Here is a 25,791-nt window from a genome sequence, read left to right as displayed (position 1 = left end):
AAACTTCTGTTTATTTGTTACTTTCAACAAAAGTTTTGAAATTTTCTTTTTGCTTTGTGTATAGTTCAGTAGGAAGAGGAATGTAGCCAACATCTTGAGATAATTCGGCTGCATTATCTATATAATACTCAACAAAAGCAATAACCTCTGGTAATTTTACGGAAGTACTATTTACATATATAAATAAAGGCCTAGACAAAGGGGTGTAAGTGCCATTTCTTACTGTTTCTAAAGAAGGTTTAATAACCTCTGTACCATTATTAACACCAATTAATTTTAATTTGTCTTTGTTTTCAGCGTAATAAGCTAATCCAAAAAATCCTAAAGCGTATTTATCTCCAGCAATGCCTTGCACCAATACATGGTCGTCTTCACTTGCAGTGAAATCACCTCTACTTGAACCACTTTCTCCAACAATAGCTTCGGTAAAATAATCGTAAGTTCCTGATGCAACACCAGGACCGTATAAATGAATTTCCTCGTTTGGCCATTCTGGTCGTATTTGATTCCATTTCATAATTTTACCTTGAGCGGCTGGCTCCCAGATTTTTTTTAACTCTTCTGGAGTAAAACTATCAACCCAAGTGTTTTCTGGGTTTACTAAAACAGCCAACCCATCGTAAGCTACTTCTAACTCTAAATATGTAATATTGTTTTCTGCACAAGCAGCAATTTCTTTATCTTTAATTGGTCTTGAAGCATCAGAGATGTTGGTTTCACCTCTAGAGAACTTTTTGAAACCACCACCAGTACCAGATACACCAATAGTAACATTTACTTTAGGTTGCACGTTTCTAAATTCTTCTGCTACAGCTTCGGTAATTGGAAAAACGGTGCTCGAACCATCAACTTTTATAGTGCCTGTTAAAGCTTCTGAATTATTAGCTTCTGAAGATTTGTTTTTGTTCCCACAACTTAATGCTAAAACAGCAACGAATAAGATTAATAATTGTTTTTTCATATGTAAATAATTATTTGTTTTTTAAAGGTCATACCTGCCTGCCGGCAGGCAGGTGTTATCGCTTTATTTTGATTGGTGTTTGGATTTCCAAATCATGGCGATTTCATGATTTAAGTTTTTAATATTTTTATTAAAAATGGATGTCAAATTGTAATCTGTACATTAGTTTATCATTAGATCCAAAATCTAAATAACTGATATCTGACTGTACTTTAAGTTTATGTCCCACTATATATTTTGAAACACCTAAGGTGTATTGATTTTCTATATCGCGTCCCGTTATTGTTTTGTCATAAGCAATGTTAGTATAACGACCTGCTACTTCCCAATTGGTTTTAAATAAATAACCTGCTTGAAGATTTAAACCGTTTCCAACTTGAACTGTTACAGGTTCTCCATCTTTTAAAAGTAATGTGTCATCGCTATTTTTAGCATATGGATCTTTAGCATCTCTGTTAGCATATTCACCCATAAAAGAGAATCCATTGTATTTAAACATGGCATCAATAAACAAGGTGTTTATATTAGTTTCAAAGAAACCAGTATCGTTAGTCATATAAGACCCTTGGTTACTACGATTTTTAACCGCATTATTATTATAATCATAAGATACTCCTAGAGCAAGTTTAGGTGTTTCTTCTCTTTTTAAATCACTTCCAGAATAATCACCTCCACCAACAAATTCACCAAAAGGCAATAGCTCTAATCTTGTTGTATATTGATGTCCGCCAATATTACCAGTTGTTATGTTTCTTCCTTCACCTTGCGAGATCGCGAGTATTTCTTTTACAACAAAAGAGTTGCTTAAATTAAATTGATGATGTAATTGAATGCCCATATCACGATCTATATTAAAACGGCTATTAAGTAACGAGCGGTCAACAAATTGCATGTTTCCAGAAGAAATAACGCGTTCCCTGTTTCCAGGTAATTTAGTTTGTCCAAACCATAACTGTAGGTTTTTAGCAAAATGCCATTTCACAACCGCATCGAGGATATATCTAGGGGCATTCTTAGTATAAATAGATGCTCCAGATATATCGTCATTAGATAATCCTAATTCTAATTTGTATTCTAATTTTGGGCTATAAGCAAAACCTTCAAATTTTAATCGCGCTCGTCTTACTTTAAATTCAGATTGTGGATCAATATATTTTCCGTCTTGGTTGTCCCAGTCTACAATAGTTAAAAATTGCATTCTGGCAGCTACCTTCATTGACCAAGTACTATCTTTACCCACAAGATTTAAAATTCCTTTTCCAAATTTTGGTGCTTCAGTTTCTTGTGCATTCATCATAAGTGCCGTTAAAAAGGCTAATGCGAATAATCTAATTTTCATAATGTTTATTAATTTTTGTCGCTGCAAATAACCGATTCCAATGTTAACTGAATGTTTCCTGATTATTAATTTTGTGACAAAAAAAGCTGCCTTGGCCTAAGGCAGCTCATTAGAAATCATGATAATGTAGTCGACAAAAACTAATAGATTATATGAAAAACTAATTGTTTTGTCTTAAGACAATGCGAATATCAATCTTTTAGTTTAGCTAATTGTAATATTAACATTAACTAATTATTAATATTGTCAATGTTAAATTTAACATTGGTAACTATTTGATATACAAATGTTTGCATTCTTAATGTTAGCTTAATGTTATCTAGGTATTGTTTTAATGTTACCAAATCGCTATATTTGATATATAATGTTAAAACCCCCATAATTATGAAGAAATGTATTTTACTTTTTGCCTTTTTAATTACTGTGGTTTCTTTTGGACAACAAAAGAGAGATTTAAAACTTAACAAAGACACTAATTTAATTGAAGTGGTTTATTATCATGACAATGGCGTTGTAAGTCAAACTGGAACTTATACGACAGATGGTAAATTACAAGGAGAATGGTTAAGTTTTGATACAGCAGGCAAAAAAATTGTTTCTGGAAATTATGATAATGGTAAAAAAGTCGGCAAATGGTTTTATTACACCAATGAAACCATAAAAGAAGTAGATTATGATGCTAATGTTATAGCAGGCTTAAAAGAAACTGAAATTCAATAGAGTCACGTTTTTTTTGATCAATAACTAAAAAAAGAAAAGCATCCCAATTTGGGATGCTTTTTTTATATATTATTTTTTCTCTACTAGGGAATAAATTAATTTTTAGAAATTTTAGAAGCCCAAGATGGTAAAGTTGCACCACTACCAGCTCCTGTTTCAGATGAAACATAATCAGTAGTAAGATTGTTGGTTGCAACAAAGTTTATACCATTTACTTTAAAGTCTCCAGCGGCAATTCTTGCAGTAGCCCCAGTACCAGAATCTAACTTAGCAAATGTCTCGATACCAGAAACAAATAGGTTGGTATAAGTATGTTTTCCACCACCTTCTTTAAAGTTGATGGCTTGTTCTGATGCTGTAAATTTAGCATCGGCACCTTTTACAATAGAAACATTTATTAGTTTTGCATCGGTAAGTGGAGTAGCAATATCGTTATCTCCATTGTTAGAACCTTCGATACCTGCTTTTGTTATTCCTGAAATGTAAACATTTGTGATTGTACCTTGGTAACCATCCGCAAAGTCTAAAGAATCATCATATGCATTAACAATTACTATGTTAGAAGCGTTTACTGCACCACCAAAAAACTCAACACCATCATCACCACTTTCGTAGGCGTAAATATTAGAAACTTCTGTTCCGCTACCTACACCAAAGAAGGATACTCCATTAAATTCTTTAGTAGGAGAGAATTTCGAACCTGTATATTCAATTCTTAAGAAGTTGATTTTCCCCGATGAATCTGCATTGTTGTTTCCACCATAAGCCAATCCACCTACTTCAGATGTACCGTTATCTCCTGTATTTACTTTTGCATCTCCGCAAATTACTAATCCTCCCCAATCACTTTCTTTTGGCTCAGCTTTACCAGAAGTCATCACTACAGCATTATTAGCTTCTCCATTAATGTTAATGGTTGCACCTCTCTCTACAGCTATGTACAAAGAAGTTGGTTCAGCAGTAGCATCTGTTTTAATTGTTGTTCCAGCAGGAATGGTTAATGTAGCTCCAGATTTCACTATTAATCCACCGGTTAACGTGTAAGTTTGAGACGGGTCTAAAGTTACTATACCATCGTTAATGTTTCCTTTTAAATCATCTACCTTTAGTTCGAAGGAACTTTTAGATGATGGACCGTTATCATCACTACAACTTGTAAAGACTAGTGTTGCGATTGCTGCTATTGCTAAAATTGATTTTTTCATTTTGAATATTTTTTTGTTTTGATTTTATGCTGCAAAGAAAACCACAAACTGTTTTTTATTGGTTAAGCCTGTATTACCTTGTTGTTAAGTATTTCTGGTTAAGCCTTATATTAGTTAACATAAAATTTACATGATACTTTATAAAAGCAAAAGGTGATTAACAGTTTGTTAATCACCTTTTTTGAGATAAAAAGATTATCTTTTTAAAACTTGTATTCCAAAGATATTTTAAAATTAGAACCTGTTTTGTACGAGCTTACTAAAACATCTGATGTTGTACTGCCTGATACTTTACTTTGTTCTAAAACACGTTTGTAGGTTGGATCTAAAATGTTTTTATAGGAGACGCCTAACTTTAAGTTTTTTGTTAAGCTGGATTTAAGGATAAAGTCTAAACGATTAATAGATTTATCAACCATGTTGCCTTTATTTTGTGTTCCAATTACGGCTAATTTATCTGAGAAATAAGCGTAAGATACTGTTGCTGTTATATCTTTGTTTTCGGTAAATTGCTTGATAAAAGTAATATCAGCATTAGCTAAAACATCGGATGCACCCGATAATTTTGCTTCATCAAAAGTGAAATTAGCTCCAAAACCGTTTTCTTCAAATACTTTATCTTTATCCAAATCTTGGTTATGGTTAATATAAGAACCATTAATTCCAAAAGATAATTTATCTTTCAAATCGTTTTCTTTTTCAATTTCAAAAATGTTTTTTCTTAATTCTAATTCAACCCCAAAAGCAATTGCTTTATCTCCTGTATTGGCATAAGTAATATTTCCTGAAGATGAGTTGGTAAACATTTCGTTTATTGGATTTTGAATTAATTTTCCAAAGGTAGTAACTGAAACTAATTCACCATTACTTGGGAAATATTCCCAACCTAAATCGACATTGTAATTGGTAGATGCATACAAGCTTGGGTTGCCCTCATAATCTTGGGTTACTTCTTGGAACAATAATTTTACTTTTTCTTTAAACTGAGGTAATGTGTAGGTTTTGCTGGCAGCAAACTTTAAATTTTGGTTGTCGTTTAACTTGCATTTAGCTGTTAAGCTAGGTAAAAAGTTTACCGGAGAATAGTTTGAGTTGTCTCCATTTGGCACGAGTGAAGTTTCAAAATAAACGTTTTGTTCAAGTTGTTCAAATCTGATACCAACAATAGCCGATAATTTTTCAGTTATATTATATTGTAACGTTCCGTACACAGCATGCACATCTAAGTTACCTGTGTAAAGTTGAGGTATTACACTTGATCTGTCACCTGTTGATGTATTGAAATTTGACGAATTTAAATAGGTGTCTACATCATGAATGCCGTGTGCAGTGAATGTGATTTTGTTTGCCATTGGAAAAAATCCATACTGTTGCGAATCAAAATCAATATCTTTCATTTTACCAGAGTAGCCTAAAGTGATTTTTCCTTTATAATCATCTGCTTCATTTTTATTGAAATTATAAGATAATGAAACATTAGCAGACAATTCATTTTCTTCTAACTCTTGAAAATAACGATGGTTGTGAATACTAGAGTCTGTAAAGAATGTATAGTTTGAAGAACCATCACGAGCAGGAACAAAAGTATTTTGCATACGGTCTGGAATGACGTTGCTCAATATACTGTATCCAACAGCCCAATTAGCTTGCCATTTCTCGTTAAATTCGTGACTGCCTAATAATTGATTTACAAATAATTGTGTTTTATCAAAAGTACCACGCTTTATAAAACCAGAAATATCACCAACTCCTGGAGCTCCACCATCAAAGTTTTGGTTAGTACCTTCGTATTCACTATAATCTTGAGAGCTGGAGTTTAAAAATAGGGATGTAAATAGAACAGCATTTTGATTATTAATTTTATAATCAGCAGAACCCATTACTGTCGTATTGGTGTTATGCTTATAAGATTTTTTATAGAAGTCAGAATTAATAGTTCCTTGAGCTGTAATACTGCCTCTGTCATAACCTTCAATATATTTATTGTCGGCATCAAACGATGCGGTAATGAAAGTGCTTAAACTACTTTCATCGCCTATACTGAATTTTTTTCCGCCAGACAATGCATAACTGTTGTTAAAAGTGTTTTTAGTGCTTTGTCTATCCCAGCTTGTTGCATAATTGTAAGGTAATAAAGGGTTGCTTGGAGCTTTCCCAGAATCGAAACCTAAATACGAAGGGCCGTCTTGTAGGTAAAAATCATCTACTTTTAAAACATTGGTATTAGCTCCTAAACCAACGCCAATAGCAATATAAGGAGCACCTGTGAATTTTTTAGAAACAATGTCAATATTGGCGCCGCCAAAATCGGCATAATTTTGAGATTCAAACGTTTTGCTAATACCTACATATTCAACAATGTCGGTAGTGAAAATATCTAAAACAATGTTTTTGTTAGAAGGATTATTAGATGGTAATGGTAAGCCATTTAGAGTTGTAATGTTATAACGGTCTCCCAAACCTCTTACAAAAATACTACCAGAACCTTCTTGTTTAGAAATACCACTTACTTTGGTTACAGCTGTTGCAACATCGCTAACACCTTTTCTAGAAAGTTCGTCAGCACCAATAGATGCTTTAAAAGCAACAGCCTTCTTTTGTTCCAACAACAAAGCTGTTTCACTTTCTCTTTTTGTAGTCGTTGTAATTACAACTTCCGATAAAGACGCAGCACTTGCACCCATGGGTACATTAACTTCAGTTACTTTATCTGCAACAACGATTACAGGTATTTGTTGCGTTTCGTAACCTACGAAACTAAATATAAGGATATATGTGCCGGGGTTTAAATTTTCAATACTATAGTGACCATCAAAGTCCGATGTGGTTCCTTTGGTAGTCCCTTTTATTAATACGTTAGCGAAAGCCAAAGGTTCGTTATTATATTCTTTGTCGGTTAGTTTACCAACCACAGAACCAGTATTTTGGCTGTATGAAATTGTTGCTGTAAATAGCAGTAACAATAGGGTTAATTTTTTCATTCTTTTAGTTTTTATCTTGGTGCAAAGAACGAAACACAAAATGAATAGGATGTTATGAGCAGGTTAAACAACGGTAACAAAAGGGTTATGTTAATGTTACCGAATCGTTGATTTCTAAACATTAATTTAACATTGATTTTTTTATGAATGAATAGAAAGAAGCTAAAAACAAAGCATATAAATTCAGCTTGCTTAAAAAGCAAAAAACCCATCCTTTTTTTGAATGGAAATAAATAATAAGAAGAAGAAGGATGCTTTTAAATAATGAATTGCTATATTAATTCAATACAGCAGCCGATTTATCATCTTTTTGTGTAACGCTAGTAAGCAATGCTAGCTCACTTAATGAAATGGTACTTGCAGCAAGGGATAGTTTTACTTCGGCAGGTTTTAATGCATCTACGTGTACTTTAATTTCTTGGGTCTCATAACCGGCAAAACTGCAAACTAGCGTGTAATCACCAGCTTCTAGGTTTTCAATAATAAACATACCAGTTAAATCGGTATTTGAATTTATGGCAGTACCTTTTACTGAAACATTAGCGAGTACTAACGGCGCATTATTTAATTCATTATCCATGATTTTACCAACAATTAAGCCTGTGTTTTGCCCAAAGGAAGTAGCGGTAAGTAAAAAAAGAGATAAATAAATTAAATGTTTCATAATACGGTTGTAAATAACAATGCAAAAAAAACGATTCTAATCAAATAGTATGTTATCTAAACATTAAACAACAGTCATTAGAATGTTATCTTAATGTTATCAAATTTTCAATTTTAGTTTTGTTGAATTTAGTTATCTTGCCCATACTTAAAATTTAACAATGAACTGGGAACAATTACTATCCTTAAAACGCTTTGGTGACACTAATAAACGCATTAGAAAAGAACAAGATGAAACCCGCTTAGGTTTTGAAGTAGATTATGATCGTGTGATTTTTTCATCAGAATTTAGAAGTTTACAAGATAAAACACAGGTAATCCCCTTATCGCAAACCGATTTTGTGCACACGCGTTTAACCCACAGCTTGGAAGTTAGTGTGGTGGGGCGTTCCTTGGGGCGATTGGTTGGCAAAAAATTATTGGAAAAACATCCACATTTACAAAATATTCATGGCTATCAAGCGAACGATTTTGGAGCCATTGTAGCTGCGGCGGCTTTAGCGCATGATATAGGAAATCCGCCGTTTGGACATTCGGGCGAAAAAGCCATTGGTGAATTTTTTAAAACAGGAGCAGGCAGTAACTATAAAAGCCAACTAACCGCAAAAGAATACCAAGATTTATGTGATTTTGAAGGCAATGCCAACGGATTTAAAATTTTAACCGAAAGCAGAGCTGGAAGAAGTGGGGGTTTACGTTTAAGTTATGCGACTTTGGGAGCTTTTACCAAATACCCCAAAGAGTCACTTCCCAAAAAACCAACAACTCATATTGCCGATAAAAAATATGGTTTTTTTCAAAGTGACAAAGAAGCTTTTACGGATGTTGCATCCGAGCTGGGTTTGATGAAACGCAGCGATAAAGACTTAAGTTTTGCACGCCACCCATTGGCTTTTTTAGTGGAAGCAGCCGATGATATTTGTTATACCATCATCGATTTTGAAGATGGTATCAATCTAGGTCTCATTCAGGAAGAGTTTGCTTTAGAATACCTGTCCAAAATAATACGTGACAACATAAAACCCGAAAACTATTATGCACTTTCAACCAAAGAAGACCGCATTGGGTATTTGCGTGCTTTGGCAATAGGAAGTCTTATTAATGAAGCGGTCGATATTTTTATGACCCACGAAGAAGCCATTCTAAATGGAGAATTCGATTGCGCTCTGCTAGATAAAAGCAAATACGACGCACAAATAAAAGACATTATTAAAATTAGTGTTGAAAACATCTACCAATCCATCGAGGTAGTAGATAAAGAAATTGCAGGGTATGGCGTTATAAATACATTGTTAACCACTTATACCAATGCCATAAACAACATGTATGATGGAACGGCTTCAAATTATGACAAGCTTATTTTTAAAAGCCTTCCAAAAACCATAAACATCGATAGTTCCAGTTTGTACCAACGCTTGTCTAGCGTGTGTTTTTATGTGTCTTTACTTTCAGATAGTAAAGCTATTTTGGAATATAAAAAAATAAAAGGGTTTGAGATTTAGGCTAGATTAAACTGTTTGTATATGGTTTGTGCCTGAGTTAGTTAGCTTTAAATGCACGCACGCTACCGCTAAGCTCCGCTTAGTGGCGGTATGAGTAAGAAAACAGTAGCTTTTATACAGGATGTAAAAGCTTTTTGTGTTTTAGATTTATGAGTAGAAACTATAAATTCCATAATAAGTCTGGGTTATACTTCGTGTCGTTTACTTCGGTATACTGGTTGGATGTTTTTACAAGACAAACTTATTTTGATGTATTAGTAGAAACTATAAACTATTGCAGAGCAAAAAAGGGCATGGAGTTGTATGCATATTGTTTTATGCCAAGTTTGTACATTTAATTTTCAGGTCGAGTCATGATGAACCAGATGGCTTGTTGAGAGATTTTAAAAGCTTTACGGCAAAGAAAATCATAGAAGCCATAGAAACCAATCCGCAAGAAAGCAGAAAAGACTATTTGTTGTGGTTTTTTGAAAGAGCAGCAAAAAAGAAAACCAATGGTTCCAAATACCAGTTTTGGCAGCATCATAACCAGCCCATAGAATTATGGACTGATGCAGATATAAAGCAAAAAATAGATTATATTCACAATAATCCTGTGGAAAGCGGTTTGGTAACAGATCCAACCCATTGGAAATATTCAAGTGCAAGAAACTTTCAGGACGATTATACGGTTTTGGAGATTGATAGTACTGGATTTTTGGGTTGAGTTTTTGCTTACTCTTGCCGCCACTAAGCCAGAGCTTAGCGGTAGCGGGTTATTTATAACTCCAAGCGTTTAACTTTTCTTCAAATTACAAAAACAATTCAAAATATTTTGCCAAACTCTCAACATCCAAACCAATACTTTTTTGAAGTTCAGTAACACTGCCGTGTTCAATAAACACATCTGGAATGCCCAAAAGCTTGATGTTGTTTTTATAATTATTTGCTGCCGCAAACTCTAAAACAGCACTTCCAAAACCGCCTTTGATGCTGTTGTCTTCTATAGTGATAACCGTTTCAAAAGTCTTTAAAATAGTATGCAATAATACCTCATCCAAAGGTTTTATAAAACGCATATCGTAATGCGCTATGCTATCAGGATGCTCCGATTTTTCAATAGCATCACTGACATTCTTAGCAATTGTCCCCGTACTTAAAACAGCCAGTTTACGGCCTTTTTTTAACTGAACGCCTTTGCCAATTTCTATTTTAGAAAACGGTTGCTTCCAATCGACAGTAACACCAGTGCCTCTAGGGTAGCGAATTGCCATGGGTTGTTGTAAACCAAGTTGTGCGGTGTACATGATGTTTCTTAACTCAACCTCATTTCTGGGTGAAAAAATAATGAGATTGGGAATACATCTTAAATATGACAGATCAAAAACCCCATGATGTGTGGCGCCATCTTCACCAACTAGTCCTGCACGGTCTAAGCAAAAAATAACAGGTAGCTTTTGCAAGGCGACATCATGAATAATTTGATCGTAGGCACGTTGTAAAAATGTGGAGTAGATATTACAAAACGGTATGAGTCCTTGGGTTGCCATACCAGCGGCTAACGTTACGGCATGCTGTTCGGCAATGCCCACATCAAAAGCACGGTCTGGCATGTCGTCCATCATGTATTTTAGTGAGCTTCCCGTTGGCATCGCAGGCGTTATACCCACAATATTTTTGTTTTGTTTGGCAAGTTCCACAATAGTGTACCCAAAAACATCTTGGTATTTGGTGAATTCCGATGGTGTTTTAGAAATAATATCGCCAGTAGAAGCATCAAACTTTCCGGGGGCGTGGTATTTAACTTGGTCTTCTTCCGCTTGTTTTAAGCCTTTGCCTTTGGTGGTAATGATGTGCAAAAATTTCGGCCCTTTAATGGTTTTTAAACGTTTTAATTCTGAAATGACTTTGTTAATATCATGGCCATCAATAGGACCTGAATAATCAATATTTAAAGCTTTAATAATATTGTTTTTCCGTTGAATGCCCTTTTTAACATTCGTTAAATATTGCTTTAAGGCACCTACGCTTGGGTCGATACCAATAGCATTATCGTTTAAAATGACCAGTAAATTAGCATTGGTAACCCCAGCATGATTTAAGCCTTCAAACGCCATGCCGCCTGCAATACTGGCATCGCCAATAACAGCAATATGTTGCTTTTCTAAATCACCTTTTAATTTGGAAGCAATCGCCATACCCAAAGCTGCCGAAATAGAAGTAGAGGCATGCCCGACACCAAAAGCATCATAAACACTTTCATCGCGTTTTGGAAATCCGCTAAGTCCACCAACTTGTCGGTTGGTATGAAACAGCTCTTTTCTGCCTGTTAGAATTTTATGTCCATATGCTTGATGGCCCACATCCCAAATGAGCTGGTCTTCGGGCGTATTAAACACATAATGTAGCGCAATGGTTAATTCAACCACCCCTAAACTCGCTCCTAAATGCCCTTCTTTGGTAGCAACAATGTTTATTATAAAGTCCCGTAATTCTTGGGCAAGTTGAGGTAACTCTTTTTGGTCTAAAAGACGAAGTTCTTTTGGTGAATTGATATGTTTTAAGAAATGGCTCATGCGCTTACAAATGTAATATTTGAAAACGATACGAGCGTCATTATCATTTTGAAATTGTATTTTTGATTTTTAATTGTTTAAGTTTTTTTATGATACAACCTTTTGACGATACCTATTTTATGAAAAAAGCCTTGCAGGAAGCAGAAATGGCTTTTGAAAAGGGTGAAATTCCTGTAGGTGCTGTGGTTGTTATTGACAACAGGGTTATAGCTCGTGGGCATAATTTAACTGAAACATTAACCGATGTTACGGCACATGCCGAAATGCAGGCAATTACAGCTGCAGCTAATTTTTTAGGGGGTAAATATTTAAGGAATTGTACGTTGTATGTAACGCTGGAGCCTTGCCAAATGTGTGCGGGTGCTTTATATTGGAGCCAAATATCGAATATTGTTTATGGTGCTAGGGATTTGGAACGTGGGTGTATTAATTTAAAAACCAAACTGCATCCTAAAACCATTATTAAAGGTGGTGTTATGGAAACGGAAGCTGCTGAGTTACTGAAACGGTTTTTTATTGAAAGACGTAATTTGAATTAATTGTTTCTCAGAGATTCACAGAGTTTAAAAAGAGATTCACAGAGTTTTTTATGAATATTAATACTCTTTAACACCACTGAACACTGCTAACTGAACACTGCGACTGATTACTGCAACCGTATTGTTTCGCAGAGATTAACCGAGTTTAAAAAGAGATTCACTGAGTTTTTTTGTGAATATTAATACTCTTTAACACCACTGATTACTGCAACTGAACACTGTGACTGAACACTGCTAAATCTTCTTTTCTTTTTGATTTTTACGCATTTTATCTAAATTTTCTTTAGTAAGCATATAATCTTTAACATCTTTATCTTTCCAACGGTAATACGAAAACAGCGGGAATACAATAAAAAACAGCCCCATAACGCCGAAGCCAATAAGTTTTTGGGAAGATTCTAAATCTAAAAAAAATCCTGTTAGGATACTTCCAAAAGAAGCTATAAATAATATGATAATTAAGTATTTCATTTATAAAATAAGATTTGCCACGATAAACATGGCTGCTTTAATTTTCTTTGGTGTGGTTTATCAATTGTCTTCTGTATGCGGTGAGCAGTTTAGATTTTGATATAAATCCAAAATACTTACCATCTTTTATAACGGGTAAATTCCATGCACTACTGTCCTGGAATTTTTGCATAATTTCGGTCATTTTATCTTTGTCAATATCAATGACTTCGGGGGGTGGTTGCATGATGTCATGCGCCAATATTTCACCATATAAATCTTGATCAAACATAATGGGTCTTAAATCGTCTAAAAGGATAACGCCCACTAACTCCTGTGTTTTAGCTTTTACGACAGGGAAAATATTTCGATTGGATTTAATAACGGCAGTGTGCACAATTTCACCTAAATTCATGTTAGATGTTATGGTTACAAAATTGGTTTCAATAACGCGATCTATATCCATTAAGGTTAATACAGCGTGGTCTTTGTCGTGGGTTATGAGTTCGCCTTTTCTGCCCAATTCCATATTATAAACCGAATGCGAGCTAAAGTATTTTGTAATACCGAATGAAATGGTTGCCGTAAGCATTAAGGGTATAAAGAGCTCGTAGCCACTAGTAAGTTCTGCAATTAAGAAAATAGCGGTTAATGGTGCATGTAAAACACCAGCAAGTAAACCTGCCATACCCACAAGGGTGAAATTGCTTTCGGAAATAGGTGTGCCAAACAAACCGCAGTTATTAATTATTTTGGCAATACAATTACCCATGATGCTCCCCATAAAAAGTGTTGGTGCAAAAATACCGCCCACACCACCCGCTCCAAAAGTGAGGGCACTGGCAATAATCTTAAAAAACACCAAGCCAGCTAAAAGTAAAACGATAATCCAAATATTGGTTAAATCCATTTGGAAGATATTGTTTTCCAAAGCTTTTTCTGGGTTGCCGGCAATAAGGTTGTTAATAACATCAAACCCTTCGCCATAAAGTGGTGGAATGAAATAAATTAAAATACCTAAAAGAATGCCACCAATTACTAAACGTTTTATAGGAGATTTTATTTTGTCGAAAAATTTTTGAAACTTATCGTAAACTTGGGCAAAATAGATGGATGTTATAGCGGCGAAAACACCCAGAACCACATAAAAAGGCGCATCGGAAATAACGAATTTATCTTCAATTCTAAAGGGTAATAAAATATCGTCTCCAAAGAAAAAATATGAAGTTAGAATAGCAGAAAGTGATGCCAATAAAAGGGGCAGCATGGATGCAATGGTTAAGTCTAAACTAAACACCTCAATAGCAAAAATAATAGCGGCAATAGGTGCTTTGAAGATAGATGACATGGCACCAGCGGCAGCACAACCAATCAGTAAATTTCGAGTGGTTTGGTTCATGTGAAACATTCTTGAAATGTTAGAGCCAATAGCAGCTCCTGTAGCTACTGTAGGCCCTTCTAGCCCTACCGAACCACCAAAACCAACCGTTAGCGGTGCCGTTAAAATAGAGCCAAACATTTGGTATTGTTTCATGATGCCTTTTCGTTTTGAAATAGCAAAAAGGGTAGAAGGGATTCCGTGGCTTACTTTGTTTCTAATAACATATTTTATAATAAAATAAACGATGGTTAAACCAATAATAGGAAACAAAAAATAAAATGCATGATGATAATACTTGATTAAATTCCCTTCTAATAAATGTTGAAAAAAGTGTGTTAAATTTTTTAAAATCACAGCACCTACACCCGAGGTAAAACCAATAACAATACTTAATATATATACAAATTGTCTGTGAGAAATGTGTTTAGCTCTCCAGATGAGTACTTGTTTTAAAATGGTTTGTTTCGGCATGTTTAAATCTACTAAAAAATCCTGCATTTTGCAGGATTCTTTTTTATTGTTTTAAATTAAGTTTTAGGCTTAACTCCGTTAATTGCGCATCGTCAATTGGTGCTGGCGCATCAATCATAACGTCTCGACCTGCATTGTTTTTTGGGAACGCAATAAAATCACGAATGGTTTCTTGTCCGCCAAGAATAGCTACCAATCTATCCAATCCAAAAGCTAAACCACCATGTGGTGGCGCGCCATATTGAAAGGCATCCATTAAGAACCCAAATTGGGCTTTTGCTTCTTCAGGTGTAAATCCTAAATAATCGAACATCAAGGATTGTGTTTCTTTATCGTGAATTCTAATAGAACCACCACCAATTTCGTTTCCGTTCAACACCAAATCGTACGCATTGGCTTTTACTTCTCCAGGGTTGGTTTTCAATAATTCCAACTGACCTGGTTTTGGTGATGTAAATGGATGGTGCATGGCATGGTAACGTTTGGTTTCTTCATCCCATTCTAATAAAGGGAAATCCATAACCCAAAGGGGTGCGAATTCTTTTGGATTTCTAAGTCCTAAACGTTCTGCCAATTCCATACGTAAAGCACTTAATTGGGCACGTACTTTATTTTTATCACCAGAAAGTACACAAATTAAATCGCCTGCTTTGGCGCCAGTTACTTCTGCCCATTTAGCTAAATCGGTCTCATCATAAAATTTATCGACAGACGATTTGAATGTGCCGTCTTCATTACAACGACAGTAAACCATTCCTAAAGCACCAATTTGTGGGCGTTTTACCCAATCAATTAATTGGTCGATTTCTTTTCTGGTATAAGCGTTCCCACCGGGTACTGCAATACCAACGACCAATTCAGCACTATTAAAAACACCAAAATCTTTATGTTGGGCAACCTCGTTTAATTCACCGAATACCATCCCAAAACGAATATCGGGTTTATCGTTTCCATATAAACGCATGGCATCGTCATATAGCATTCTTGGGAATTTTTCAATGTCAACACCATTGACTTCTTTTAGTAAGTGGCGCGTTAAGCCTTCAAATGCATTTAAAATATCTTCTTGCTCAATAAACGCCATTTCACAATCTATTTGTGTAAATTCCGGTTGTCTGTCGGCACGTAAATCTTCATCCCTAAAACATTTCACTATTTGGAAGTATTTATCCATGCCACCAACCATAAGCAATTGCTTAAAAGTTTGAGGCGATTGCGGAAGTGCGTAAAATTGTCCTGCATTCATGCGTGAGGGCACTACGAAATCGCGTGCACCTTCGGGAGTCGATTTTATTAGGTAAGGTGTTTCAACTTCTATAAAACCTTCTTTAGACAGATAGTTTCTAACTTCTTGTGTTACTTTATGTCTAAAAATCAAGCTGTTTTTTACAGGGTTACGACGAATATCCAGATAGCGATACTTCATACGTAATTCTTCACCACCATCGGTTTTATCTTCAATAGTGAAAGGGGGTAATAAGGCTTCGTTTAAAACGGTTAGTTCTGAAACCAAAATTTCAATATCGCCTGTTGGCATATTTGGGTTTTTTGATGCGCGTTCTATAACCATTCCTTTTACTTGAATGACAAACTCACGACCTAAATTTTGTGCCTGTAATAACATGTCTTTAGAAGTGCGTTCTTCATCAAAAACAAGTTGCGTAATACCGTATCGATCGCGTAAATCTACCCAAACAATAAAGCCTTTATCTCTAGATTTTTGTACCCACCCAGCAAGTGTGACTTCTTTATTTATATGTGATGCATTTAATTCACCACAATTATGACTTCTGTACATAGTTGAAATTTGAAGTGCAAATTTAATGAAATACCACGGAGTAGACATGTTTTGGCTTTTTTTTTTAAAAGCAATTAAATAAGCAGAAGACTTTGATTTGCTTTTTTTAAAATGAGAACAAACAACTTATTTAATGCTAATTTTAGCCTATATTTTTATGAATAACGCAATTTTATAGCTATTTTTTAATTAAAAACGCACTATAAGTGTGTGGTGACTATTTCTTTTTTTTTAAATAAAGCTTTTTTATATGTACCTTGTAGGTATTAAAACACTAAAAACAACTAAAACATGAAAAATTTTTTACTCTTTAAAATCTGCTTGATAGTAGGTTTGTTTTTTCCATTGGCAATAGCTGCTCAAGGAACAATTACAGGAACTATAACGGATGTAGGAAGCAATACACCTTTGCCTGGAGTTAACATTATCATTAAGGGCACTACAAATGGTGCAATTTCAGACTTTGACGGTAAATTTAGCATCGATGTTGCCAAATTTCCAGTAACGGTTGTTGTATCATCCGTTGGTTTTAATACAAAAGAAATTGTAGTAACTTCTGCTCAAAACATTAAAGTTTCGCTTCAAGAAGGTGTTTCTTTAGATGAAGTTATGTTAATTGGATCAAGAAATCCAAGTAGAACGTCGGTTGATACTGCTGTTCCCGTAGATGTTATCGATATGACTGAATTAACTACAGCTGGACCTCAAGTGTCTGTAACACAGATTTTAAATTATGTAGCGCCTTCGTTTTCGTCAAACACCCAAACGGTATCTGATGGAACAGATCATATTGATCCTGCTCAATTAAGAGGTTTAGGCCCCGACCAAGTATTGGTATTAGTAAATGGCAAAAGAAGACATACATCTTCTTTGGTAAACGTTAATGGTACTCCAGGGCGTGGTTCTGTGGGCACCGATTTAAATGCCATACCAGCGGCTTCAATAAAAAGGATAGAAGTGTTACGTGATGGTGCTGCGGCACAATACGGATCGGATGCCATTGCGGGCGTTATTAATATTGTATTAAAAAATAATGTTAACGAGTTAACTGCCACAGTAACCACGGGTGCTAACATCTCAAAAAATGCTAACGACCACGATGGCGGTGTAGATGGAGAAAAAACTCAAATCGATTTAAATTATGGAATTCCATTAGGTGATAATGGGGGGGTTATTAATTTAACAGGATCTTTAACATCAAGAGAGCGTACCTCAAGAGCAAAACCTTTTAGCGGAAGCATTTTTAGTGCTTATAATGCCGTAGAATGGCAAGCTTACAATGCGGGGTTCAATTTATCTGAACTAAGAACTGATTTAGGGGCTATCCAAACTTTTGCACAGTTGGTTCCTTATTTTGATAACTCTTTAAAAACACAAATAGCCAATGCTAACAGTATAGAAGAATTATCTGGATATAATATTGCAACAGGAACCCAAGGAACAGGTATATTGAAAGGATTGCCCAATTATACTGATCAAGAATTATTGGTTAGAGGACAAACGCGTGACGATTATAATATGAGTGTTGGTCAATCAGGGTTAGACCAAGGACAGTTTATGGGGAATTTGGAAATTCCATTTGGAGATAAAGAAAACGAAACTAAGTTTTATGCTTTTGGAGGCTTGTCTTATAGACATGGGGATGCTTCAGGATTTTATAGGGCGCCAGGAACGGGCTCAGGTAGAGGGAATACTTTAGCTTATATTAATGGGTTTTTACCAAATATTGAGTCTGACATTATCGATAAATCTTTAGGATTTGGTATTAGCGGTAAAATTAACGATTGGAATATTGATTTATCGCATACTTGGGGAAAAAATACATTTGCTTATATTATTACCAATACTACAAACTTTTATTTACAAGCATCTTCGCCCACAGAATTTGATGCTGGTTTAAACGGATTTCAACAAAATACGGTCAATTTAGATATGTCCAAGTTCTATGACGATATCATGTCTGGACTAAATATAGCTTTTGGAGCCGAATATCGAGTTGAGAACTTTTTTATTGAAGCTGGTGAAGAATCATCTTATGAAAGGTATGATATTAACGGAGAAGTAGCATCAGGAGTTGCTATAAGTGCAAATCCTTCTTTAAAAGTTACTGATTTTTATGGTGATCAACCTTCTGAAGGTGCCCAAGTTTTTAAAGGTTTTACACCAGAAAATGCTGTTGATGCTAAAAGAAACAGTATGGCACTGTATGTAGATGTTGAAGGTGATTTGTCTGAAGAGTTTTTGATGAGCGTTGCTGCCCGTTATGAAGATTTTAGCGATTTTGGAAGTACTTTAAACGGTAAGCTGGCAATGCGTTATAAATTGAATGAAAACACTAATATAAGAGGAGCGATAAGCACAGGATTCAGGGCTCCTTCTTTACATCAACAGTTTTATAGTAAATCAAACACATTATTTAATGATCAGGGAATTTCTCAAGAAGTGGGAACATTTACGAATAACTCTAGAGCCGCCAAATTGTTTGGTATTCCAAAATTAAAAGAAGAGACTTCTTTTAATGCAAGTTTAGGGTTCACTTCAAAAATACCTAGTGCAAATTTAACCATTACGGTTGATGGATTTTTTATTGCCATAGATGATAGAATTACCTATACCGGGAATTTTTCTAATCCTAATGACGGTAGTGCCCTTAGTGATGTTTTTGACAATTTAGATATTGGGCAAGCTGCTTTTTTTGCAAATGCCATAGATACAGAAACGAAAGGTATAGATGTTGTTATTGCTCATAAAACGAATATAGGCAAAGGGACATTAACAAATAATTTGGCTGCAACATTTTCTAAAACAACAAAGGTTGGTGCTACAAAAGGAAGTGATATTTTAACTAATGCCGGATTATTAAATACTTATTTTGATGAATCTTCCAGAATTTATTTAGAAATGGCAATTCCTAGGGTAAAAGCAAACTTAGCAAATAACTTAGATATGGGAAATTGGAATTTCTTTTTAAGAAATGCTTTTTTTGGAAGTGTTGAAGATACTGGAAATTTAACTGGTGGCGGTCATCCTGAAATTGGATCGGTGGTGGTAACAGACTTAACCGTAGGATATAATTTTAATGATTCTTTAAGGTTAACAGTGGGGGCCAACAATTTATTTGACATTTATCCAGATACATTGCCAGATTATTTAACATCAAGTAACCAATTTGTATATTCAAGACGTGTATCTCAATTTGGAAATAATGGGCGTTATGTTTTTGGTAGAATAAGTTTTAATTTGAAATAATATATTATTATATAGAAAAAACGAGGCTGTCTGAAAAGTGTAACTCAATGTCATATTGAGCCTGTCAAAATATTTCAATTTACAGATAAACAATATCGGTTTCGACAAGCGCCTGACAGTGTAGATACAAAGCACTTTTCAGACAGCCTGTTTTTATTTTTAGAATTAAAATCCAACAGATGCATCATCACCCCTATAATCTGCACCGCCTTCTAGATGGCCATCTTCTAAAATAAGAATGCCATCTACTTTACCAATAACTGGTGCATCCTTTTCATTTATAAAATACCCTAATGCTTTAAGTTTTTTTATGGTGCCTTCATCAAACGAATTAGGCTCCATTCTAATTTCATCAGGTAACCACTGGTGATGAAACCTGGGAGCGTTTACGGCTTCTTGCATGGTCATGTTAAATTCATAAACATTTAATATTGTTTGTAAAACAGAAGTTATGATAGTAGACCCGCCAGGTGTGCCAACAGACATAAACAATTTTCCGTCTTTTTCAATAATGGTAGGTGTCATAGAACTTAACATGCGCTTTTCTGGAGCAATGCTATTTGCTTCCGAGCCTATTAACCCAAACATATTTGGCGATCCTACTTTACTGCTGAAATCGTCCATTTCATTATTTAAGAAAAAACCGAGTTCAGAACAATATAGTTTTGATCCATAAGCACCATTTAAGGTTGTTGTGGCTGAAATGGCATTTCCATAAGAATCTATTATGGAATAGTGTGTAGTTTCATCACTTTCAATAATTTCTATATTTCCTTGGCTTACAGTGCTTGAGGGCGTTGCTTTAAAAAATGAAAAATCTTTCATTCTGTTCTTTAAATAAGCGCTACTTATTAATGTTTTAATAGGAATTTCTATAAAATCTGGATCACCTAGAAAATAATTTCGATCTGCATACGCACGTCTTTCAGCTTCTGTTATAACTTGAATCATTTTTACAGAATTGTGCCCAAAATCATTTAAACTATACGGTTCAATCATTTTTAATATCTGCGCTAAACAAATGCCTCCGCTTGATGGAGGTGGCATTGAAATAATTTTTAAGTCTTTATAATTAAAGGTTATAGGGGTTCTCCAAATTGGTTTGTACTTTATTAGGTCTTCTTTTGTTATAATACTTCCATTATCTTGTAGAAATTTCACTAAAACATTGGCTGTTTCTCCTTTATAAAACTCGTCTTTTCCATTTAACAAAATACGTTTTAAGGTGCTTGCTAGTGGTAGGTTTTTTATGGTGTCATTCTTTTTCCATTTTTTTTCATATAAAATAGAATCTTTATTTATCTGTCTAAAAAAGGCTTGGTAACCCGTGATTCTTTTTTCTTGCTTTTCTGTAACCACATAACCTTTAGTAGCCAATTCAATAACAGGATTTAATAAATCTTCAATTGGTAATAGTCCAAATTTTTCATGAACTTCAAACATTCCTGCAATAGTACCAGGTATGCCTACAGATAAGCCACCAAGTGTACTTTTACCGGGAATTATATTACCATCCTTATCAAGATACATGTTTTTGGTTGCTGCTAGTGGCGCTTTTTCTCTATAATCTAAACTGCCAACATCGCCATTTTCCATTCTATAAACCATAAAACCGCCCCCACCTAAATTGCCGGCATATGGATAAACAACAGCCAGAGCTAACTCAGTAGCTATCATGGCATCAAAAGCATTTCCACCATTTTTAAGTATTTCGGCACCTATACTAGAAGCTTCAATGCGTGCAGATACCACCATGGCCTTTTCTGTAATTAAACCTCTGGAGGCATGTTGGTTTTTTGCAAAAGGAATTTTAGACTCTTTGCAAGAATTTAATACTAGTAATAGTACTATTGTTTTAAAAATATATATTAGGTTTTTGCTCATAACTTTAATCAAGGTAATTATTTCTTGTTAAATATAAAAGCGGCTGTCTGAAAAGTGGATTAAGTTTTATTTGTCAGGTTGAGCTTGTCGAAACCGATATTGATTATCAGTAAGTTGAAATATTTCGACAAGCTCTATATGACATAGAACTACACTTTTCAGACAGCCGCTTTTTTTGTTTCTAAGTGATTGTTTACTAATCTATAATTTCTAGCTTTGGACTAGTAGTCTCAGATGTTGTTTTGCTTCGTATCCACATTTTTAATTGCATGGCTAAAAAGAATAATACAGGTACTACTATTAACGTTAAAAACGTAGCTACAAATAAGCCGTAAATAACTGTCCAAGCCAAAGGACCCCAAAAAATAACGTTATCACCACCAAAATAGATATGTGGATTAAACTCACTAAAAAGTGTATAGAAATTAATGTTTAAACCAATAGCTAAAGGAATTAAACCTAATATAGTTGTAATGGCTGTTAATAAAACAGGGCGTAAACGCGCTTTACCAGCTTGTACGATACTGTTGTATAAATCTTCTTTATCAAGATAATCTTCTTCATCTAAACCTCTGTCATATTTTTTTCTATCAATAAGAAGTTGGGCATAGTCTAAAAGAACAACCCCGTTATTTACAACAATACCAGCCAGTGATATGATACCCATCATGGTCATCATAATAACAAACGCACTACCCGTAATAACAATACCACTAAACACCCCAATTAAACTTAAAAATATGGCTAGCATGATGATTGCTGGTTTAGAGAACGAATTAAACTGGAAGATAAGGATTAAAAATATTAAGAATAATCCAGTAAAGAATGCGCCCATTAAGAACGCCATTTGTTTGTTTTGTTCTTCAATTTGCCCAGTATAATCTATTTTAATGTTTTTTGGCAGTTCTGTAAATTCTTTCATGGCATGCTGAACTTGTGACACTGCTGCACCAGCATCGGTGTAACCTGGGGCTAAAGCAGAATACACCGTAACGACACGCCTTACATCTCTGTGTTTTATGGCACTAAAGCCTGATGTATTGGATTGTTTTGCAACAGCAGATACAGGAACTTCTTTAATTTGTCCTGATGCCATATCTCTAAAAGTAATTTTCTGATTGAAAATGGCACTCGAATTATATCTGTTTTCTTCATTGAAACGTACATAAATATCATAATCGTCACCATCTTCTTTATAAACGCCTGCCTTGGCTCCAAAAATGGCATTTCTTAATTGTTGCCCTACTTGAGACGCACTGATGCCTAATTCTCCAGCTTTTTCTCTATCAACCACCACTTGCATGGCTGGTTTGTCTTTGTTAACGTCTATTTTTAACTCATCGATACCTGCAATACTTCTGGAGTTGATGAAATCACGCATTTTTTCGGCAGTATTAATAAGCTCCGAGTAATCATCGCCTTCTAATTCAATGTTAATTGGCGCTCCTGCTGGTGGTCCGTTTTGGTCTTTTTCAACCGAAATTAAAACTCCGGGATAAATGCCTACTAAGGCTTCTTGTACTTTTTGGCGCATCAATTCACTGTCTTCTCCTTCTCTAAATTTATATTCGCGCATCGAGGCGGTAATTTTTCCTTTATGGGGCATTTCGGCAGCTGAACCACCGTCGGTTTGTGGGTTTCCAGCACCTTCACCCACCTGCGATACCGCACTTTCTACCATAAAGTTATAGTCGCCTTTTCTATACATGTCTTCATTTAAAACACGATATACTTTTTTTTCTATTTCCTTGGTAATGGTATTGGTTTTTTCAATATCGGTACCTTCAGGGTATTCAATATAGACTATAATTTGGTTTGGTTTATTATCTGGGAAGAACTCTACTTTTGTTCTTTGTGTTCCCAAAGAAATTCCAAAAACTATAAAGGAAATGATAAGTAAAATAACAGTTCCTATACTTACAAAGTAAGGCCTTTTACCTTTTAGGGCACTTTTTAATGATTTTTCGTAGAAGTTTTCAAGTTTTACAAGGGTTTTGTTTTGAAAGCGATTCGCCATTTTTCGAAGTATCAAGCGATACACCCATAACATGATGGCTGTGAAAACCATAAGCGAACCTAAGGCTCTGTAATCGCCTCCAATTATAAGAATGATAAAGCCTATAATAGAAATGGTTGCGGTGATGTATATGATGCGTTTTAATGGCATGTCTTTATCTTCAATTGTCATGTATCGTGATACCAATACGGAGTTGAAAAAGATGGCAACAAATAAAGATGAGCCTAAAACTACCGATAATGTTATTGGGAAATAGATCATAAATTGACCCATAAGCCCTGGCCAAAGACCTAAAGGAATAAATGCAGCGACCGTAGTTGCTGTTGAAATAATAATAGGATATGCAATTTCGCTAATCCCTTTTTTTGCAGCTTCTTTTCGACTCATGCCTTCTTCATCCATAAGGCGGTATACGTTTTCAACTACTACAATGCCGTTGTCGACCAACATCCCTAGCCCCATGATAAGCCCAAAGAGAATCATGGTATTCATGGTATAGCCTAATAAGTTTAAAATCATTAAAGACATAAACATGGACATAGGTATGGCAAACCCAACAAATAGGGCGTTTTTAAATCCTAAAAAGAACATTAAAACGGTTACAACGAGAATGATACCAAAAATGATGTTGTTCACTAAATCATCAACTTGTCCAATGGTTTTTGAAGATTGGTCGTTGGCGATAGTTACTTTCAAGTTTTTTGGAAATACGTTTTCAATCGCATCTTTTCTAATAAGTTCAATTTTTTCGGCAGCTTCAACCATGTTTTTGCCAGAGCGTTTTTTTACGTCGAGCATCACAACAGGGTCTCCAAACTCGCGGGCATAGGTTGTTTTGTCTTTTTCTTTGAAGCTTACTTTGGCAATATCTTTTAAATAAATGGGATTATTATTCTCGGATTTTACCACAAAGTTTTTTAAACTGTTCGGATCTTCTATTTCACCAAGGATTCTAATGGTTCTACGCTGACCGCTAGCGATAAAATTACCTGCAGACATGGTCATGTTTCCGCTACTTATGGCACTAATCACATCATCAAAACTCACTTTGGATGCCATCATTTTATAAATATCTACAGCAACCTCAACTTCTTTTTCTTGAGCACCACGAATATCTACTTTTTTAATTTCAATTAAGTTTTCAATTTCATCTTGAAGATATTCACCAAACTCTTTTAGTTTTTCAACCGGATAATCACCGGAAATATTAATGTTAAGAATGGGCATTTCTTCAGACATGCTTAACTCGAACACATTAGGTTCTACTTTCGCACCGTTGAATGTTGGCCAATCTTCGCCTGAAGTTTCAGAATCTATTTCATCTTTAACTTTTTGTTTTGCTTGATCTACGGTAATATCTTCATCAAACTCAACAATAATCATTGAATAATCTTCTTGGGATGATGAGGTTATTTCTACCACATTACTTACCGTTTTAAGTTTGTCTTCAAGCGGATCGGTAATTAGTTTTTCAATATCTTCGGCGGTATTTCCGAAAAAAGGCGTACTTATATAAATTTTAGTTTCTTTAATTTCTGGGAAACTTTCTCGGGGCATTTTAAAATAAGCTGAAATACCTAAAAAGAAAATCATAGCCATCATCATATAAATGGTGGTCTTATTGTGTATCGCCCACGATGATAGTTTGAATTCCTTATCGATTTGTTTTTGTTGTTTCGTCATTGTTGAAGTCTTTAGGCGTTAGTCTTTAGTAATGGTTTTTAGATGTTTTTGAAGACTGGTTATCATTTTTGATAATTCCTCAAGTTTTTCTCTTAATTCTTTTTCTTGTTCAATTGAAATGTAATCTTGTCTTTTTGCAATAGTTGTACAAACAACACATTCTTTTACAGAGCCAATAGCTATTTGTAAAAATCTATTGAATTGGGCATTTGTATCGCCAGTTCCTTCAGCTATATTTAGAGCAATAGAAATAGAAGCTCTTATAAATTGTGAAGTTAATGCATAACGTTCAGCGTTAGGGAAATTTTTGGTAATAGCATAGGTAGAATCGGTGAAATCTAATGCTTTTTGATAAACTTGTAAATCTTCAAATTTGAATTTAATAGTCTTCAT

Annotated in this window: 16 protein-coding genes and 1 pseudogene; 5 read left to right on the top strand and 12 right to left on the bottom strand. The window is 34.8% G+C overall.

Annotated features, from left to right (window positions below):
• Positions 1-10: 10 nt before the first annotated feature.
• Both ACGLWY_RS04355 and ACGLWY_RS04350 read right to left on the bottom strand, forming a co-directional pair.
• The gene (locus ACGLWY_RS04355; protein ID WP_396618432.1) at positions 11-961 is read right to left on the bottom strand and encodes a PstS family phosphate ABC transporter substrate-binding protein; all 951 of its coding nucleotides are present in this window, start codon (positions 959-961) and stop codon (positions 11-13) included.
• 130 nt (positions 962-1,091) lie between these two features.
• On the bottom strand, positions 1,092-2,300 hold the full coding sequence (locus ACGLWY_RS04350; protein ID WP_396618431.1) for a porin: 1,209 nt from the start codon (positions 2,298-2,300) through the stop codon (positions 1,092-1,094).
• Between the two features lie 384 nt (positions 2,301-2,684).
• Between ACGLWY_RS04350 and ACGLWY_RS04345 the strand changes: the two genes are divergently transcribed.
• A complete protein-coding gene (locus ACGLWY_RS04345) occupies positions 2,685-3,020 on the top strand; it encodes a toxin-antitoxin system YwqK family antitoxin (RefSeq protein ID WP_396618430.1) in 336 nt (111 codons plus the stop codon).
• 95 nt (positions 3,021-3,115) lie between these two features.
• Here ACGLWY_RS04345 and ACGLWY_RS04340 read toward each other — a convergent pair whose 3' ends face one another.
• From ACGLWY_RS04340 to ACGLWY_RS04330, 3 genes are all read right to left on the bottom strand, one after another.
• Entirely contained in the window at positions 3,116-4,225 is a 1,110-nt protein-coding gene (locus tag ACGLWY_RS04340; protein ID WP_396618429.1) for a hypothetical protein, read from the bottom strand.
• A gap of 203 nt (positions 4,226-4,428) precedes the next feature.
• Positions 4,429-7,206 carry a TonB-dependent receptor domain-containing protein gene (locus tag ACGLWY_RS04335; protein ID WP_396618428.1) on the bottom strand — a complete coding sequence of 926 codons (2,778 nt, stop codon included), beginning with the start codon at positions 7,204-7,206 and terminating at the stop codon, positions 4,429-4,431.
• A gap of 277 nt (positions 7,207-7,483) precedes the next feature.
• On the bottom strand, positions 7,484-7,870 hold the full coding sequence (locus tag ACGLWY_RS04330; RefSeq protein ID WP_396618427.1) for a carboxypeptidase-like regulatory domain-containing protein: 387 nt from the start codon (positions 7,868-7,870) through the stop codon (positions 7,484-7,486).
• A 160-nt stretch (positions 7,871-8,030) separates the two neighbouring features.
• Here ACGLWY_RS04330 and dgt point away from each other — a divergent pair, with 160 nt between their 5' ends.
• Together dgt and ACGLWY_RS04320 are read left to right on the top strand one after the other, a co-directional pair.
• Positions 8,031-9,371, top strand: coding sequence for a dGTP triphosphohydrolase (gene dgt, locus ACGLWY_RS04325; protein ID WP_396618426.1), 1,341 nt, complete (start codon positions 8,031-8,033; stop codon positions 9,369-9,371).
• Between the two features lie 149 nt (positions 9,372-9,520).
• Positions 9,521-10,077: pseudogene (locus ACGLWY_RS04320) on the top strand (REP-associated tyrosine transposase).
• An 85-nt stretch (positions 10,078-10,162) separates the two neighbouring features.
• Here the strand turns inward: ACGLWY_RS04320 and dxs are convergent.
• Entirely contained in the window at positions 10,163-11,926 is a 1,764-nt protein-coding gene (gene dxs, locus ACGLWY_RS04315) for a 1-deoxy-D-xylulose-5-phosphate synthase (RefSeq protein ID WP_396618425.1), read from the bottom strand.
• Positions 11,927-12,015: 89 nt separating this feature from the next.
• Here dxs and ACGLWY_RS04310 point away from each other — a divergent pair, with 89 nt between their 5' ends.
• Positions 12,016-12,465: a nucleoside deaminase gene (locus tag ACGLWY_RS04310; protein WP_396618424.1), complete on the top strand. Its 450-nt coding sequence runs from the start codon at positions 12,016-12,018 to the stop codon at positions 12,463-12,465.
• A gap of 234 nt (positions 12,466-12,699) precedes the next feature.
• On the opposite strand, the gene ACGLWY_RS04305 is transcribed toward ACGLWY_RS04310, so the two are convergent.
• The 3 genes from ACGLWY_RS04305 to aspS are packed head-to-tail and all read right to left on the bottom strand — an operon-like array spanning position 12,700 to position 16,565.
• Entirely contained in the window at positions 12,700-12,936 is a 237-nt protein-coding gene (locus tag ACGLWY_RS04305; RefSeq protein ID WP_396618423.1) for a hypothetical protein, read from the bottom strand.
• Positions 12,937-12,973: 37 nt separating this feature from the next.
• Positions 12,974-14,794 carry a chloride channel protein gene (locus ACGLWY_RS04300; RefSeq protein ID WP_396618422.1) on the bottom strand — a complete coding sequence of 607 codons (1,821 nt, stop codon included), beginning with the start codon at positions 14,792-14,794 and terminating at the stop codon, positions 12,974-12,976.
• Positions 14,795-14,810: 16 nt separating this feature from the next.
• On the bottom strand, positions 14,811-16,565 hold the full coding sequence (gene aspS / locus ACGLWY_RS04295; RefSeq protein WP_396618630.1) for an aspartate--tRNA ligase: 1,755 nt from the start codon (positions 16,563-16,565) through the stop codon (positions 14,811-14,813).
• A 291-nt stretch (positions 16,566-16,856) separates the two neighbouring features.
• Between aspS and ACGLWY_RS04290 the strand changes: the two genes are divergently transcribed.
• Positions 16,857-19,814, top strand: a complete 2,958-nt coding sequence (locus tag ACGLWY_RS04290) for a TonB-dependent receptor domain-containing protein (RefSeq protein ID WP_396618421.1) — start codon at positions 16,857-16,859, stop codon at positions 19,812-19,814.
• A 165-nt stretch (positions 19,815-19,979) separates the two neighbouring features.
• Here the strand turns inward: ACGLWY_RS04290 and ggt are convergent, their stop codons facing one another.
• The 3 genes from ggt to ACGLWY_RS04275 form a co-directional block, all read right to left on the bottom strand.
• Positions 19,980-21,698 (bottom strand): gamma-glutamyltransferase, encoded by a 1,719-nt coding sequence (gene ggt / locus ACGLWY_RS04285; protein WP_396618420.1) that lies wholly within the window; start codon positions 21,696-21,698, stop codon positions 19,980-19,982.
• 196 nt (positions 21,699-21,894) lie between these two features.
• Positions 21,895-25,398, bottom strand: a complete 3,504-nt coding sequence (locus ACGLWY_RS04280; RefSeq protein ID WP_396618419.1) for an efflux RND transporter permease subunit — start codon at positions 25,396-25,398, stop codon at positions 21,895-21,897.
• Between the two features lie 18 nt (positions 25,399-25,416).
• Positions 25,417-25,791 carry a four helix bundle protein gene (locus tag ACGLWY_RS04275; protein ID WP_396618418.1) on the bottom strand — a complete coding sequence of 125 codons (375 nt, stop codon included), beginning with the start codon at positions 25,789-25,791 and terminating at the stop codon, positions 25,417-25,419.

Origin of the sequence: Mariniflexile sp. HMF6888, assembly GCF_044335535.1 — a bacterium.
Lineage (GTDB): Bacteria > Bacteroidota > Bacteroidia > Flavobacteriales > Flavobacteriaceae > Mariniflexile.
The sequence above is the reverse complement of the archived record's forward strand: the minus strand, read 5'-3'. Positions and strand labels throughout refer to the sequence as shown.

What these genes read in the sequence shown, in the direction of transcription:
- ACGLWY_RS04355 (WP_396618432.1), bottom strand. Translation starts at nt 961, where the DNA reads ATGAAAAAACAATTATTAATCTTATTCGTTGCTGTTTTAGCATTAAGT.
- ACGLWY_RS04350 (WP_396618431.1), bottom strand. Translation starts at nt 2,300, where the DNA reads ATGAAAATTAGATTATTCGCATTAGCCTTTTTAACGGCACTTATGATG.
- ACGLWY_RS04345 (WP_396618430.1), top strand. Translation starts at nt 2,685, where the DNA reads ATGAAGAAATGTATTTTACTTTTTGCCTTTTTAATTACTGTGGTTTCT.
- ACGLWY_RS04340 (WP_396618429.1), bottom strand. Translation starts at nt 4,225, where the DNA reads ATGAAAAAATCAATTTTAGCAATAGCAGCAATCGCAACACTAGTCTTT.
- ACGLWY_RS04335 (WP_396618428.1), bottom strand. Translation starts at nt 7,206, where the DNA reads ATGAAAAAATTAACCCTATTGTTACTGCTATTTACAGCAACAATTTCA.
- ACGLWY_RS04330 (WP_396618427.1), bottom strand. Translation starts at nt 7,870, where the DNA reads ATGAAACATTTAATTTATTTATCTCTTTTTTTACTTACCGCTACTTCC.
- dgt (WP_396618426.1), top strand. Translation starts at nt 8,031, where the DNA reads ATGAACTGGGAACAATTACTATCCTTAAAACGCTTTGGTGACACTAAT.
- dxs (WP_396618425.1), bottom strand. Translation starts at nt 11,926, where the DNA reads ATGAGCCATTTCTTAAAACATATCAATTCACCAAAAGAACTTCGTCTT.
- ACGLWY_RS04310 (WP_396618424.1), top strand. Translation starts at nt 12,016, where the DNA reads ATGATACAACCTTTTGACGATACCTATTTTATGAAAAAAGCCTTGCAG.
- ACGLWY_RS04305 (WP_396618423.1), bottom strand. Translation starts at nt 12,936, where the DNA reads ATGAAATACTTAATTATCATATTATTTATAGCTTCTTTTGGAAGTATC.
- ACGLWY_RS04300 (WP_396618422.1), bottom strand. Translation starts at nt 14,794, where the DNA reads ATGCAGGATTTTTTAGTAGATTTAAACATGCCGAAACAAACCATTTTA.
- aspS (WP_396618630.1), bottom strand. Translation starts at nt 16,565, where the DNA reads ATGTACAGAAGTCATAATTGTGGTGAATTAAATGCATCACATATAAAT.
- ACGLWY_RS04290 (WP_396618421.1), top strand. Translation starts at nt 16,857, where the DNA reads ATGAAAAATTTTTTACTCTTTAAAATCTGCTTGATAGTAGGTTTGTTT.
- ggt (WP_396618420.1), bottom strand. Translation starts at nt 21,698, where the DNA reads ATGAGCAAAAACCTAATATATATTTTTAAAACAATAGTACTATTACTA.
- ACGLWY_RS04280 (WP_396618419.1), bottom strand. Translation starts at nt 25,398, where the DNA reads ATGACGAAACAACAAAAACAAATCGATAAGGAATTCAAACTATCATCG.
- ACGLWY_RS04275 (WP_396618418.1), bottom strand. Translation starts at nt 25,791, where the DNA reads ATGAAGACTATTAAATTCAAATTTGAAGATTTACAAGTTTATCAAAAA.